Source organism: Sphingopyxis sp. GW821-FHT02C12, from assembly GCF_059421785.1.
The window spans coordinates 298,521-313,537 of sequence record NZ_JBWKVQ010000002.1; the positions used below are offsets into that span (position 1 = coordinate 298,521).

Here is a 15,017-nt window from a genome sequence, read left to right on the forward strand (position 1 = left end):
GGAACATGATGGCTATTCACGCAATGCAGGGCGTCCGCAATTTGAGCAGGTTGGCATGCGGCGTTTCGCTTGCCGTGCTGGCGGTGTCGCCGGCCTCTGCGCAGGATACCGCGACGGACGCCGCCGACACCCAAGTATCGACCGAGGACGAAATCGTCGTCACCGGCTTTCGCGCCTCGCTGGAGGCCGCGCTCAACGTCAAGCGCGACTCGGTCGGTGCGGTCGACGCGATCGTCGCCGAGGACATCGCCAAATTCCCCGACCAGAATCTCGCCGAATCGCTGCAGCGCATTCCCGGCATCTCGATCCAGCGTGACGGCGGCGAGGGCCGGGCGATCACCGTTCGCGGGCTCGGTGCGCAATTCACCCGCGTTCGCGTGAACGGGCTGGAGACCATCGCGACCTCGACCGACGGTGCGTCGTCGAACCGTGATCGTTCGTTCGACTTCAACGTCTTCGCGTCCGAGCTGTTCAGCAGCATCGTCGTTCACAAGACCGCCGAAGCCTCGCTCGACGAAGGCTCGCTCGGCGCGGTGGTCGACCTCAACACCGGCAATCCGCTGGGTGGAAAATCCGGGCTGCGCGGTGCGCTGTCGATCGTCGGTTCCTATAACGACCTGTCGAACAATGTCGGGCCGCGCGTCGCCGGGCTGCTGAGCTGGCGCAACGATGCCGGCACCTTCGGCGTGGCGGTGTCCGGTGCCTATTCGAAGAGCGATACGTTGGAGCTTGGCAACAACTCGGTCCGCTGGGCGCAGGCACGGTTCGACTCGGTGGATGGAACCAACTGCTGGACCACCGCGAACAGCGGCGGCACCTATGTTCCCAGCGCCGGATGCACAAAGGCCGCCCTGTCCTTTCACCCCCGTATCCCGCGCTATGGCGAGATCGAACATCGCCGTGAACGGTTGGGGCTGACGGCTTCGGTCCAGTTCGAACCGAGCGATTCGACGAAATTCTCGATCGATGGCCTCTATTCGCGCTTCAAGGAAAGCCGTGAAGAGAAATGGGGTGAGGTGCTGCTGCGCTCGAACGAGCGTTCGATCAACGTGGTCAACCCGGTTTACGATGCCGACAACAATATGATTTCGGCGACGCTGAACGATGTGTACGTCCGCACCGAACATTATCTGCGCAAATCGGATACCGAATTCTATCAGCTTGGCGGAACCTGGGACCAGGATATTTCCGACAGCCTTCGTTTCACCCTGCTCGGCGGCTTTTCGAAATCGAACGCCGACATTCCGGTCGAAACGACGGTCGTGTTCGATGACCGTGATGCCCAGAATTATTTCTACGATTACAGTGATATGAAGAGTCCGGTGCTGACTTTCGGCACCAGCGTCACCGATCCGGCGAACTTCCAGCTCGCCGAAATCCGCGATCGTCCGTCGAACGTCACCAACCGGTTCAAGACGGTCCAGCTGCGCACCGAATGGGATGTCGCCGACGGATTCCAGGTCAAGGCGGGCGGCATGTGGCGCCGGTTCAATTTCGACACCATGGCCTTCACTCGCGACACCGCGGTATGCGGAAATGGCGGTACCAGCCTCGTGACCAGCACGTCGGGGACGATCACCTGTACGCCGACCAGCCTCTTCGGCCCGAACGCCGTTTATGGCTTCCCGGCCACGGCGGCCCTGTCGGAGCTGTTCACGCTCGGCCAGGCGGGACAACCGGCGGGCACGACGACGCAGTGGCTGATTCCGGCTTTCCCGGCCGCGACCGATTTCACCCGGCTCTACAGTCGCAACCCCGCGATCGATGCGGCAAACACCCGTTCGGTGCAGGAAACCACATCGGGCGGCTATCTTCAGTTCGATGCCAAGGGTGAACTTCTCGGGCTCGAATATGCGGCCAATGCCGGCATCCGTTATGTCCGGACGGCGCAGATCTCGTCGGCGGCCAATGGCGTGAGCGTCAAGCGCAGCTATGACGACTGGCTGCCGTCGGTCAACGTCGCGCTCTACCCTTCGCAGGATGTCGTCGTGCGCGGCGCGATCGGAAAGGTGATGACGCGGCCCAGCTTCGGCAATCTCAACCCCAGCGGAACCTTCGATGGCTTCAACTATCGTGCGACTTACGGGAATCCCTATCTCAACCCCTATCGCGCGACCAATTTCGATGCCGCGATCGAATGGTATTTCGCGCCGCAGGCCCTGTTGTCGGTCGCCGGCTTCGTGAAAAAGATCGAAAGCTTCCCGGTGTCCGGCACCTATCAGGCGACGCTGGCGCAACTCGGTGTCGACCGGAGCGTGCTGCTGCCGAGCTCGCCCGCCTATATCGCGAACGATCCCAGCCAGCTGTACACCGTTTCGGCGCAGGTCAATGGCACCGGCGCGACGCTGAAGGGCGTCGAGCTGGCGGCTCAGATACCGTTCAGCGCGTTCGTCGATCAGGGTGTATTCAGCCACTTCGGCGTGCTCGCCAATGCCACCTTCATCAGCTCGACCGCCGATTACACGGTCCAGGGTCCCGCGATCACCGACTGCGTGCTGCCCAACTGCACCTTCGGCCCGCTGGTCAGCGCCACCCGCACCTCGACCCTGTTCGGCGTGTCGAAGCGCGCTTACAACGCCACGCTCTATTATGACGACGGGGCCTTCAGCGCGCGCGCATCGGCAAGCTATCGCAGCCGCTATGTCGATTCGAACAGCGGCACCGGCAATGTCTTCGAAGGCTATGGCGCGACATGGAATGTCGATGCGTCGATCCGTTACAAGCTGACCGAGTGGGTCGAACTGTCGGTCGAGGGGACCAATCTGCTCGACACCTATCGCTATCGCTTCACCGATTTCGATGCCGACCGCAGTTACGAGAACAACCATTTCGGCCGCACCATCCTGTTCGGTGCGCGTTTCAAGATGTGATGATCGCGAGTTAGTCCCCGGAAAGGCCCGGTCTTCGCTTGCGGGGGCCGGGCCTTTCTTTTTCGAGGAACGCACTATGACCCATCGCCGCGAGATGCTGAAACTGGCCGGAACCGGGCTGCTCGCGACCGGCCTGTCGGGATTGGCCGCCCCCGCCGCGCTGGCGCAGGCAGCGCCCGCGCCGAGCGGCGTCGCGCCGCCCTGGGCCAGGGGCTTCGACGGCCAGCGCAAGGCCGACCTCGGCGACGGACGCTTCCTCAACCCGATCATGGCGGGCGACCATCCCGATCCGTCGATCCTGAAGGACGGCGCCGATTATTACATGACCTTCTCGACCTTCGACAGCTATCCGGGGCTGGTCATCTGGCATTCGCGCGATCTGGTGAACTGGCGGCCGATCGGTCCGGCCTTGCACAAGAATATCGGGTCGGTGTGGGCACCCGAATTGTGCAAGCATGACGGCCGCTATTATCTCTACATCCCCACCAAGGGCCCGAACACCAGCTGGGTGATCTGGGCCGATCGGATCGAGGGGCCGTGGAGCGACCCCGTCGACCTGAACCTGCCCAACCATATCGACCCCGGCCATGCGGTGGGTGAGGACGGATCGCGCTGGCTGTTCCTGTCGGGGGGCGACCGGGTGCGGCTGGCGGACGACGGCCTGTCGCGGATCGGCGAACCCGAACATGTCTATGACCCCTGGCGCTATCCGTCGGACTGGGTGGTCGAGGGCTTCGCGCCCGAGGGGCCGAAGATCACCCGTCACGGCGATTATTATTACATGGTCACCGCGGTCGGCGGCACCGCCGGCCCGCCGACCGGCCATATGGTGATCGCCGCCCGCTCGAAGTCGATCCATGGCCCGTGGGAAAATTGCCCGGCGAACCCGCTCGTCCACACCAAATCGGCGGGCGAAAAATGGTGGTCGCGCGGTCATGCGACGCTGGTCGAAGGCCCGGCGGGTGACTGGTGGAGCGTCTATCACGGGTTCGAGAACGGCTATTGGACGCTGGGGCGGCAGGCGCTGCTCGACCTGATCGAGTGGACCGACGACGGCTGGTTTCGCATGACGGGCGGCGATTTGTCGCAGCCGATCGCCAAGCCCGAGGGCGGGGCCGTCGCGGGATCGCATGGCATGGCTCTGTCCGACGATTTCAAGACGCTGGCGCTCGGCGCCAAATGGAATTTCTTCAAGCCCGCCCCCGACGAGCGCGACCGCGCGCGGGTCGAGAATGGCGCGCTGCTACTCACGGCGCGCGGCAAGGCGCCGTCGGACTCTTCGCCGCTGCTGCTGATTGCGGGCGATCAGGCGTACAGGTTCGAATGCGATATCGAGATCGCGCCGGGCGGGGTCGCCGGGCTGATCCTCTTTTATGACGAAAAGCTCTATTGCGGGCTCGGCTTCGACGGAGAGAAGTTCGTCACCCACCAATATGGCATCGAACGCGGTCGCCCGGCCAACCCGCATGGTCGCAGCATGCGGATGCGGGTGACCAACGACCGCCATATCGTCACCTATGACACCAGCGGCGACGGCGGAAAGAGCTGGCATCGTTTCGATCGCGGTATGGAGGTGTCGGGGTACCATCATAATGTGCGCGGCGGTTTCCTGATGCTGCGGCCGGGACTGTATTCGGCGGGAGAAGGGGAGGCGAAGTTCCGCAACTTCCGCTTCGAGGCGCTGGCGTAGCGATATCTGTTTCGCGCAAAGACGCAAGGACACCAAGCAGGCACGCGCCAAGGATCTGCGCTCGCCTTTTCCATGCGCCAAGAAACCCGCGTGCCGAACGTCGGCTTTGGGGTGGGAGGCGGGCTGGCAGTTTTAGAATCAGCGATTAAAAGACCCGGCATCAGTCCATTGCCTGCCCCGAGTTTATGGCCAAGCCCGAAAAAGTATATGTCCGTTTCGTCTGCTATCAGCAGGTTGAATCTCAACGCCAGCGCTTGGGCTTGTTCCAAGCCTTGGACGAAGCGCGAGAGTGTAGTTTCGCCCCTTCTTGGGCATTGATGCAGATTGGCGAAATTTACGACTGGTTCAAAAAGAATTTGGCAGTTCCCAGCCAGTTTTCACGTGGCGGCTGGAAGGGCCGCGGACAGCCCGGTCTGTCATGGTTCAAGCCTGTTGCGATCGAGCATATCAGGCAAATGCACCAACTGAAGTTGGCGTTGGAAGCCTGTGGTGTTCATGTAGATATTTTGACCACCCGCGATCCCGGACATATTATCTGGCAGGACCAGCATCAGTTAGTTGCCGAACCAGGCGCTCGGAAATTCTGACGCTCTATGTCCGCAATCTGTCGACACCGGTAGTCCCTCATTCATCTTCGCAAACGTCCAAAAATTGTCAAAAAAGCCCGCTTGCGGTGGCAACAGGCTTTGCAATCTCGCACGCCTTCTTCGTGTCTTTGCGTCTTTGCGCAAAACTTTTCCTGCGCGGCGAACCCTTAAAGCGTGACGCCCGATTTCCAGATCGCGATGTCGCGTTCCTCATTCGCCTCTGCGCGCGTCGGCGCACCCGAGGCGGTCGCGGCGATCAGGTCGAGCAGGGCATCCGACGCCGCGTCGAAGCCATCCGCCAGCACCCGCCCGGCGTCGAAATCGATCCATCCCGCCTTGCGCTGCGCGAGCGCGCTGTTCGATGCGATCTTGAGCGTCGGAGTGGGGAAGCCGAGCGGGGTGCCGCGCCCGGTGGTGAAGAGGATCATCGTCGCGCCGGCGGCGGTGAGCGCGGTCGACGACACCGCGTCATTGCCGGGTGCTTCGAGCAGGGTCAGCCCGGGCAGCACCGCTTCGCCGCCATAGAGTTTGACATCGACGAGCGGTACCTGCCCGCCCTTCTGCACCGCGCCGAGCGACTTTTCCTCGAGCGTCGTGATGCCGCCGGCGATATTGCCGGGGGAGGGGTTTTCGCTCACCGGCTCGCCGTGGCGGATGAAATAGGTTTTGAAGCTGCGGACCAGTTCGGCGGCGCGGTCGAACACCTCGCGCGACACGGCGCGGTCCATCAGCATCTGTTCGGCACCGAAAATTTCGGGGATTTCGGTGAGGATGACCTTGCCGCCCGCTCCCGCGACGGCATCGGCCATGCGCCCGACGAGCGGGTTGGCGGTGAGCCCAGAAAGGCCGTCCGATCCGCCGCATTTGACCCCGAGGGTGAGGGCGGAGAGCGGCACATCGCTGCGTATCGTCGCGGCGGCGATCTCCACCAGCTCATCGACGAGCGTCAGCGCGGCGGCGAGATCGTCCTCGACCGCTTGCGCCGACAGCGTGCGGATGGCCGCGCGCCGATCGGGCGGGATGGTGTCGAGCAGGGCGCCGAGCTGGTTGCTCTCGCAGCCGAGCCCGACGATCAGCACCCCGCCGGCGTTCGGATGCTGCGCGAGCGCCGCGAGCAGGTCGCGCGTGTGCCCCAGATCGTCGCCAAGCTGCGAACAGCCGAAGGGGTGTTTGAAAGCATGGACGCCATCGACGCGCCCGGCATGGCGCGCGCCCGCGATCCTTGCGACCCGCGCCGCGAGATTGCCGACGCAGCCCACCGTCGGCAGGATCCAGATTTCGTTGCGCGTGCCGACACGTCCGTCGGCGCGGCGGTAACCGGCAAAGCTGCGGATCGCGACCGGCGGGGCAGGGGGCGCGGCACCGCGCGGCGCATAATGATAATCGTCGCCGCCGCCGAGCGCGGTCGCCAGATTGTGGCTGTGGACATGCGCGCCCGCCGGGATGTCGGCCGTCGCGACGCCGATCGGAAAGCCATATTTGATCACCGCATCACCGCGCGCGATCGGGGCGAGGGCGAATTTATGCCCGCGCGGGATGGCGTCGATCAGGGTGATCGTCGCCATATCCACCGTTATGCGATCATCCGCCGCCGTATCGGCCAGACAGATCGCGACGGTGTCGCCGGGATCGATCCTCAGCGCGGTTACCGGTGTCAACGTCGTCGGAGGATCGGATATATTCGCCATCGCCTCAGCCTTTCGGCGCGGCGACCGACTGGCGTTCGACGAAGGTCGACGCCATGACATTGGGTTCGTCGGACGATTTGGTGCCGATATCGAGGAAGTCGGGGACCAATGTCCGCGCCGCGCGCACCCCCATTTCGCGGATCGGCCAGCGCACGGTGCTCAGCGCGGGCCAGATATGCGTCGCGGTCGGGCTGTCGTCGAAGCCGATGATCGACAGGTCGGCGGGCACCGCGATGCCCTTGCTGTGCGCGACGCTCATCACGCCGGCCGCCATCTCGTCGTTCGAGCAGAAGATCGCGGTCGGCGGCGCGGTCAGCGACAGCAAGGCCTCGCCCGCCTCGATGCCCGCAGTATAGCGATAATTGCCCGGTGCCGACAGTTCGGCGGGGAGCGTCAGTCCGGCCGCGGCCAGCGCCTCGTGAAAGCCTTTTTCGCGTTCGGCGGCCGACCGGAAACCGACCGGGCCGCGCACGAAGCCGATGCGGCGATGGCCGAGTTCGACAAGCTTGCCGACCGCCTCGGCAACGACTTCGCGGTCGTTTGACGACACGCAATGCTTGGCGTCGTCGAGTTGCGCCGATCCGACCCGGACGTAGCGCACGCCCAGATCCTCGCACAGCGCGGCGAGTTCGTCATTCTCCGAAATCGGCGGCAGCAGCATCGCGCCGATCGGGCGCTGCTTTTCGAGGAACACGCGCACATCGTCGAGCATCCGGTCGGACCCGCGATCGACCGGGCGGACGAGCAAGGCGAGGTCGCTGTCCTTGATCGCGTCGAGCACGCCCTGCTGGAAATTGAGCACCGTCTGCGCGTTCGGATTGTCGTGGAGCAGCGCGATCAGGAAGTTGCGGCGAAAGGCCAGCGCGCGCGCCTGCGGGTTGGGCACGAAACCGAGCATCTTGATCGCCTGTTCGACCGCCTGGCGCGTCTTGTCGGTAATGAATTCGGACCGGTTGATGACCCGGCTGACGGTCTTTTTCGAGACGCCGGCAAGTGCCGCGACGTCGTTGATCGTCGGTTGCTTGCCGCTTTTTTCCCGCGTGCGTGGCGCCATGGAGGTTTCACTTTTCCTGTGCGGACCCGGTTGGTCCGGCCCGCTGTTTCCTACTGCGCGCCCGCTGTCACAAAATCAACCGCGCTGATGGCTATTCGCTTGCTTTTGACACCGGTGTCTCTTACAGGAATTTTCGGATGAGGGAAATGACAAAGATGCTGGCAACGAGCGAACAACAAGCCATAGCCAAGGCGTTTCTGGCCGCGCGGGCCGCAAAGACACCGCTTACCGACTATCCCGGCGCCATGCCGCAGGGCCTGGCCGAGGCCTATGCGATCCAGGATTCGGCGATCGCCTTCGACGGTCGCCCGATCGGCGGCTGGAAGGTCGGGCGGATAGCCGACGAACTGGTCGCGCGTTTCGGAGGCCACCGCATCGCGGGGCCGATCTTTACCAATGAGATCGTCGATGCCGCCGACGGGGCGGTCCCCGCCATGCCGGTCTACGGCGGGGGGTTCGCGGCGGCCGAGGCCGAGGTGCTGCTGCGCTTCGGCGACGTGGGTACGCGCGAGTACGACATCGCCTCGGTCCGCGACGCGATCGACGAAGTGCGCACGGGGATCGAGATCGCGAGTTCGCCGTTTCCCGATATCAACAAACATGGCCCCGCGGTCACGGCGTCGGACTATGGCAATAACAAGGGGCTGGTCGTCGGCCCGTGCATCGCCGGATGGCAGGATGCCGACCTGATCGCGATGCCGGTCGAATTTCGCATCGATGGCGAACGGATCGGTGCGGCGACGATGGAAACGATGCTCGACGGCCCGTTCGGGTCGGCGCTGTTCCTGATCCGCGCGCTGCGCGCCCGCGGTATCGCCATCCCGCCCGGCACCTGGGTGTCGGCGGGGGCGATCACCGGGGTGCATGAAATTCGCCCCGGCCAGGACGCCGAGGCGCTGTTCGACGGAAAAATCCGCGTCAGCTGTAAAATCACAAGCTAACAAGAGCCGATAACGGGAGAGAGTCATGGCACAGGCAATCGCGGACGGAGGTACGGCGTCGCCGGTGCCCCGGGCCGGACGGTACCGCTGGCTGATCATCGCGCTGCTTTTTGCCGCGACGACGGTCAATTATATCGACCGGACGATGCTGGGGCTTCTCGCCCCCGTGCTCGGCGACGATCTCGGCTGGTCCGAGAATGATTATGGCAACATCGTCACCGCCTTCCAGGCGGCTTATGCGATGGGCTTCCTGTTGATGGGCTGGCTGATCGACCGTTTCGGGCCGAAGGTCGGCTATGCGATCGCGATTTCGATCTGGACGATCGGCCATGTCGCGCATGGCTTCGCCTCGTCGGTCGTCTCCTTCATGATGGCGCGGGTCATCCTCGGCGTCGGCGAGGCCGGGCATTTCCCCTCGGTCGTGCGGGCATCGAGCGAATGGTTTCCGCAGAAGGAGCGCGCCTATGCCATCGGCTGGGTCAACAGCGCGACGACGATCGGGGTCATTCTGACCGCCCCGACGATCTGGCTGTTCATGGTCTGGATGGGTTTCGACTGGCGCCAGACCTTCATCTACACCGGCATTTTCGGCGCGATCCTGCTCGTCCTGTGGCTCTGGCTGTACAGCAATCCGCGCGAGAGCGGCAAGGTCAGCGAAGCCGAACTCGCATGGATCGAGCATGACCCGCCCGAGAAGATCGAACGCCTCGGCTGGAGCAAGATCGTCACCAAGCGCGAAGCCTGGGCCTTTGCGGTCGGCAAGTTCCTGACCGACCCGGTGTGGTTCCTGATGCTGTTCTGGCTGCCCAAATATTTCAGCACGACCTATAATGTCGACCTGAAGGTCGTCCTGCTGCCGATGATCATCATGTATCTGCTGTCCGACGTCGGCAGCATCGTCGGAGGCTGGACCTCTTCTAAGCTGATTCAGCAGGGACATAGCGTCAATTTCGCGCGCAAGGTCACGATGCTGGGCGCGGGATTCTGCGTCCTGCCGCTGCTGTTCGTCACCGGCCTCGAAAATATGTGGCTCGCCGTGGTGCTGATCGGCATCGCGCTCGCCGGACATCAGGCCTTCTCGTCGACGATCCTGTCGATCCCCCCCGATATGTTCCCGAAACGCGCGGTGGGGTCGGTGATCGGGCTCGGCGGGTTCATGGGCGGCGTCGGCGGCATGATCATGGCCAAATCGACCGGCCTCGTCCTCGACGCGACCGGCGGCAACTACACGCTCATCTTCGCCGCGTGCACCACCGTCTATTTCCTCGCGGTGCTGGCGATCCACCTGCTCAGCCCCAAGCTTGCGCCGGTGACCGTAGAAAGCGATGCTGCCCCCGCATGACCCGTCCGCTCGCCCTCAATCCCGATCGCCTGTTCCCGTCGGACCCGGGGCAGCGCGATATCGCGCGGCGGCTCTATGCCGAGGTGGCGGGGCTGCCGATCATCAGCCCGCACGGTCACACCGACCCCAGCTGGTTCGCGGACAACGCGCCGTTCGGCAACGCCGCAGAGCTGCTGCTGCACCCCGATCATTATGTGTTTCGGATGCTCTATTCGCAGGGCGTGTCGCTCGACGCGCTCGGCATTCGCAACCCCGCTGCCGATCCGCGCGAAAGCTGGCGGTTGTTCGCCGAGCGCTATCACCTGTTCCGCGGCACCCCGTCGCGGATGTGGATGGACTGGGTGTTCGCCGAGGCGTTCGGCATCGAAGTGCAGTTCGAGGCGGCCACGTCGGACCTCTATTACGACCGGATCACCGAGGCGCTCGCGACCGGGCCCTTCCGCCCGCGCGCATTGTTCGACCGCTTCGGCATCGAGGTGATCGCGACCACCGAAAGCCCGCTCGACACGCTCGAGCATCATCGCGTGATCCGCGCCGCGAACGACAGCGGCGAATGGGCGGGGCGGGTGATCACCGCCTATCGCCCCGACCCGGTGGTCGATCCCGACTTCGAAGGGTTCTACGCGAATCTCGCGCGCTTCTCCGAGCTGACCGGCGAGGATGCGTACAGCTATGCGGGCTATATCGCCGCGCACCGCAAGCGCCGGGCCTTTTTCGCCAGCATGGGCGCGACCTCGACCGACCATGGCCATCCGACCGCCGCGACCGCCGACCTGACGCGCACCGAGTCCGAGGCGCTGTTCGCGCGCGTCACGCGCGGCGAGGTGAGCGCCGCCGATGCCGAGCTGTTCCGTGCCCATATGCTGACCGTGATGGCGGGGATGAGCCTCGACGACGGGCTGGTGATGCAGATCCACCCCGGCGCCTTGCGCAACCACAATGCCTGGCTGTTCGACCATTATGGGCGCGACAAGGGCGCCGATATTCCGATGAGCACCGATTATGTCCAGGCGTTGCGTCCGCTGCTCGGCAAATATGGCAATGAGGCGGCGCTGACGGTCATTCTCTTCACGCTCGACGAGACGAGCTATGCGCGCGAACTCGCGCCGCTCGCGGGCCATTATCCGGCGCTCAAGCTTGGCCCCGCCTGGTGGTTCCACGACAGTCCCGAGGGGATGCGCCGGTTCCGGAATCAGGTCACCGAGACCGCGGGTTTCTACAACACGGTCGGCTTCAACGACGACACCCGCGCCTTTCTGTCGATCCCGGCGCGGCACGACGTCGCGCGGCGGATCGACTGCGGCTTCCTCGCCCAGCTCGTCGCCGAGCACCGCATGGAAGAATGGGAAGCCGCCGAACTGGCGACCGACCTCAGCTACAATCTCGCCAAGGCCGCGTACAAGCTGTGAGGCTTTCGGCGCAAACGCCGCTCCCGGCGTCGGTGCGGGTGCCGGGTTACGACCGCGCCGCGCAGACCGCGGGGATCGTCCATATCGGCATCGGCGCCTTTCACCGCGCGCATCAGGCGGTCTACACCGACGATGCGATGGGCGCGGGCGACCGCGACTGGGGCATCATCGGCGTGTCGCTGCGCTCGGGCGATGTCGCGGCGCAGCTCAATCCGCAGGGCGGGCTTTATTCGGTCGCGACGCGCAGCGCGGCGGGCAGCGAACTGCGACTGATCGGTGCGGTGCAGAAGGTGCTCGTCGCGGTCGAAGACGGCCAGGCGGTGATCGACGCGATCGCCGCGCCGACGACGCATATCGTCAGCTTTACCGTCACCGAGAAGGGCTATTTGCATGGCGCCGATGGGGCGCTCGATCTCGCCGCGGCGATGGGCGTATCGAGCCTCTACCGCTTCGTCGCCGCCGGAATGGTCCAGCGCAAGGCGGCCGGACTGCCCGGCCTGACCCTGCTCAGCTGCGACAATCTGGCGAACAATGGCGCGGTGCTGCGACGGCTGATGCGCGAGTATCTGATAGCCTATCATTCCGACCTGACCGCCTGGTTCGATGCGACGTGCCGCTGTCCCGCGACGATGATCGACCGCATCGTCCCCGCGACAACCGACGCCGACCGCGCCACGATCGCAGCCGAACTCGGGGTGCGCGACGAGGGCGCGGTGGTCACCGAGGGTTTCAGCCAGTGGGTGATCGAGGATGATTTCGCCGGCCCGCGCCCGCGCTGGGAGGCGGTCGGGGCGCAGCTTGTCGCCGATGTCGCGCCCTATGAAACCGCGAAGCTGCGCCTGCTCAACGGCGCGCATTCGGCGCTTGCCTATATCGGCCTCGGGCGCGGCCACGCCTATGTGCATCAGGCGATCGCCGATCGCGCGATCCGGCCGGTCATCGAAAGCCTGATGCGCGACGAGGCGGCGCCGACGATCGACGCCGCGCCGGGGCAGGATTTGTCCGTCTATGCCGATGCGCTGCTCGACCGCTTCGCCAACCCCGCGCTCGACCACCGGCTGATCCAGATCGCGATGGACGGCAGCCAGAAGATCCCGCAGCGCTGGCTCGAAACGCTCGCCTGGCACCAGCGGCGCGGCGCGCGCTGTCCGTCGCTTCTCGCGGCGATCGATGCGTGGATCGCCTTTTTGCGCGGTGGTGCTTTCCCGATCGACGACCCGCTCGCCGATCGGCTGCGCGAAGCCGTGGCAGGTCCCGATGCGATGACGGCGTTGTTCGGAGCGGACGGGGTCCTGCCCTCGGAATGGCGGCCCGAATAAGCGCTTGGGTTTGCCCGCCAATCACCGCATAGCTGTTGCAACAAACGGGAGACACGGTTTGGAACAACGGGGAGAGGGGCAGGGGGCACAAGCCGCCGCCGCGACGCGCGATATTGAGCAGGACGAACGCTATCAACGGCTGGTGACGACGCGGTCGCGCTTCGGCTGGCGGCTGACGATCGTCATGCTGGTCATTTATTTCGGCTATATCCTGCTGATCGCGTTTGAACCGCATATCCTCGCGCGCCCGCTGGGGAGCGGCGTGACCTCGCTCGGCATTCCGCTCGGACTCGGAGTGATCGTCGCGGGCATCTTGCTCACTGCGCTCTATGTGCGCCGTGCCAACAAGATATTCGATCGCGACCTCGATGCGCTGCGCCGGGATTATGGCGCATGAGCCGCTTTCCGATCACCCGCACTGCGCTGATCCTGCTCGCGCTCGGCTGGCCCGCGATCGCGGCGGCCGACGCGCTGACCGGCCAGACCGAGCAGCAGGCGGCGAACTGGCCGGCGATCCTGATGTTCTCCGCCTTCGTGCTCGCGACCCTCGGCATCACGCGCTGGGCGGCGGGGCGCGTGCGTACCGCGTCCGATTTCTACACCGCGGGCGGCGGCATCACGGGGTTCCAGAACGGCCTCGCGATCGCCGGCGACTATATGTCGGCCGCCTCCTTCCTCGGCATTTCGGCGCAGATTTTCGCCGACGGCTATGACGGGCTGATCTATTCGACGGGCTTCCTCGTCGGCTGGCCGATCCTGCTTTTCCTGCTCGCCGAGCGGCTGCGCAATCTCGGCCGTTACACCTTCGCCGACGTCGTCAGCTTCCGCTTCGCGCAGACCCCGGTGCGGCTGTTCGCGGCGTTCAGCACCCTCGCGGTCGTGCTCTTCTATCTCATCGCGCAGATGGTCGGCGCGGGGCAGTTGATCAAATTGCTGTTCGGCTTGCCCTATACCTATGCGGTGCTGATCGTTGGCGCGCTGATGACCTGCTATGTGCTGTTCGGCGGCATGATCGCGACGACCTGGGTCCAGATCATCAAGGCGGTGATGCTGCTCGGCTGCGCGAGCTTCATGGCGTTCGCGGTGCTGTGGAACTTCGGCTTCTCGCCTGAGGCGCTGTTCGCCAAGGCGGTCGAGGTGAAGACCGGGCTTGCCGCCTCGGCGGGTGCGACGCCCGCGGACGCGGCAGCGAAGGGCCTGTCGATCATGGGGCCGGGCGGCTTCATCAAGGACCCGCTGTCGGCGATCAGCTTCGGCATGGCGCTGATGTTCGGCACCGCGGGCCTGCCGCATATCCTGATGCGCTTCTTCACCGTTCCCGACGCGAAGCAAGCGCGCAAGTCGGTGCTGTGGGCCACGGGCTGGATCGGCTATTTCTATATCCTGACCTTCATCATCGGCTTCGGCGCGATTACCTTCGTCGCGTCGAACCCCGACTATCTGATGCCAGACGGCTCTCTGCGCGGCGGAGGAAACATGGCGGCGATTCATCTCGCCTCGGCGATCGGCGGCGATATCTTCCTCGGCATCGTCAGCGCGGTCGCCTTTGCGACGATCCTCGCGGTGGTCGCGGGGCTGACGCTGTCGGGGGCGTCGGCGGTGTCGCACGACATCTATGCGTCGATCGTCAAGAAGGGGCAGGCGAATTCGGCCGACGAGCTCAAGGTGTCGCGCTACACCGTTCCGGTGCTCGCGATCCTCGCAATCCTGCTCGGTATCGCATTCGAGAAGCAGAATGTCGCCTTCATGGTCAGCCTTGCCTTCGCGCTCGCCGCGTCGGGCAATTTCCCGGTGCTGGTGATGTCGCTGCTGTGGGATGGCTGCACGACGCGCGGCGTCGTCGTCGGCGGCTTCGTCGGGGTGCTGCTGGCGCTGGTGCTGACGATATTGTCGCCGGCGATCTGGGTCGCGGTGCTCGGCCATGCCGACCCGGTCTTTCCGTACAGTTCGCCGACGATCTTCTCGATGCCCGCGGCGTTCCTCGCGATCTGGCTCGTCTCGCTCGCCGACAAGAGCGGGCGCGCGGCGGTCGACCGGGCGGGTTACCCGGCGCAGCGCGTCCGCGCCGAAACCGGTATCGGCGCCGCGGGGGCTGCGGACCACTGAATTCGGCCCGC

Annotated in this window: 11 protein-coding genes; 9 read left to right on the top strand and 2 right to left on the bottom strand. The window is 64.8% G+C overall.

The genetic code is table 11. From position 1 onward, the window contains the following. The first annotated feature begins 8 nt into the window (after nucleotides 1-8). From AC07U1_RS16625 to AC07U1_RS16635, 3 genes are all read left to right on the top strand, one after another. Nucleotides 9-2,870, top strand: coding sequence for a TonB-dependent receptor (locus AC07U1_RS16625; RefSeq protein ID WP_495178476.1), 2,862 nt, complete (start codon nucleotides 9-11; stop codon nucleotides 2,868-2,870). Between the two features lie 76 nt (nucleotides 2,871-2,946). Next, on the top strand, nucleotides 2,947-4,560 hold the full coding sequence (locus AC07U1_RS16630; protein ID WP_495178249.1) for a family 43 glycosylhydrolase: 1,614 nt from the start codon (nucleotides 2,947-2,949) through the stop codon (nucleotides 4,558-4,560). 185 nt (nucleotides 4,561-4,745) lie between these two features. Then, complete coding sequence (locus AC07U1_RS16635; RefSeq protein ID WP_495178248.1) at nucleotides 4,746-5,147, top strand: hypothetical protein; 402 nt, start codon at nucleotides 4,746-4,748, stop codon at nucleotides 5,145-5,147. Nucleotides 5,148-5,314: 167 nt separating this feature from the next. Here AC07U1_RS16635 and AC07U1_RS16640 read toward each other — a convergent pair whose 3' ends face one another. Together AC07U1_RS16640 and AC07U1_RS16645 are read right to left on the bottom strand one after the other, a co-directional pair. Further along, nucleotides 5,315-6,835, bottom strand: coding sequence for a UxaA family hydrolase (locus AC07U1_RS16640; protein ID WP_495178247.1), 1,521 nt, complete (start codon nucleotides 6,833-6,835; stop codon nucleotides 5,315-5,317). Between the two features lie 4 nt (nucleotides 6,836-6,839). Then, the gene (locus AC07U1_RS16645; protein WP_495178246.1) at nucleotides 6,840-7,889 is read right to left on the bottom strand and encodes a LacI family DNA-binding transcriptional regulator; all 1,050 of its coding nucleotides are present in this window, start codon (nucleotides 7,887-7,889) and stop codon (nucleotides 6,840-6,842) included. Nucleotides 7,890-8,035: 146 nt separating this feature from the next. Between AC07U1_RS16645 and AC07U1_RS16650 the strand changes: the two genes are divergently transcribed. Genes AC07U1_RS16650 through AC07U1_RS16675 form a run of 6 tightly spaced genes read left to right on the top strand, consistent with a single transcriptional unit; the run spans nucleotide 8,036 to nucleotide 15,006 of the window. Then, nucleotides 8,036-8,830: a 2-keto-4-pentenoate hydratase gene (locus tag AC07U1_RS16650; protein WP_495178245.1), complete on the top strand. Its 795-nt coding sequence runs from the start codon at nucleotides 8,036-8,038 to the stop codon at nucleotides 8,828-8,830. Between the two features lie 25 nt (nucleotides 8,831-8,855). Continuing rightward, complete coding sequence (locus AC07U1_RS16655; protein ID WP_056349337.1) at nucleotides 8,856-10,172, top strand: MFS transporter; 1,317 nt, start codon at nucleotides 8,856-8,858, stop codon at nucleotides 10,170-10,172. Further along, nucleotides 10,169-11,581: a glucuronate isomerase gene (gene uxaC, locus AC07U1_RS16660; RefSeq protein WP_495178244.1), complete on the top strand. Its 1,413-nt coding sequence runs from the start codon at nucleotides 10,169-10,171 to the stop codon at nucleotides 11,579-11,581. The genes AC07U1_RS16655 and uxaC overlap by 4 nt, the downstream gene beginning before the upstream one ends. A 38-nt stretch (nucleotides 11,582-11,619) precedes the next feature. After that, nucleotides 11,620-12,900, top strand: a complete 1,281-nt coding sequence (locus AC07U1_RS16665) for a mannitol dehydrogenase family protein (protein ID WP_495197751.1) — start codon at nucleotides 11,620-11,622, stop codon at nucleotides 12,898-12,900. Nucleotides 12,901-12,958: 58 nt separating this feature from the next. Next, entirely contained in the window at nucleotides 12,959-13,297 is a 339-nt protein-coding gene (locus AC07U1_RS16670) for a DUF485 domain-containing protein (protein ID WP_262408112.1), read from the top strand. After that, nucleotides 13,294-15,006: a cation acetate symporter gene (locus tag AC07U1_RS16675; protein ID WP_187139367.1), complete on the top strand. Its 1,713-nt coding sequence runs from the start codon at nucleotides 13,294-13,296 to the stop codon at nucleotides 15,004-15,006. The genes AC07U1_RS16670 and AC07U1_RS16675 overlap by 4 nt, the downstream gene beginning before the upstream one ends. Nucleotides 15,007-15,017 lie beyond the last annotated feature (11 nt).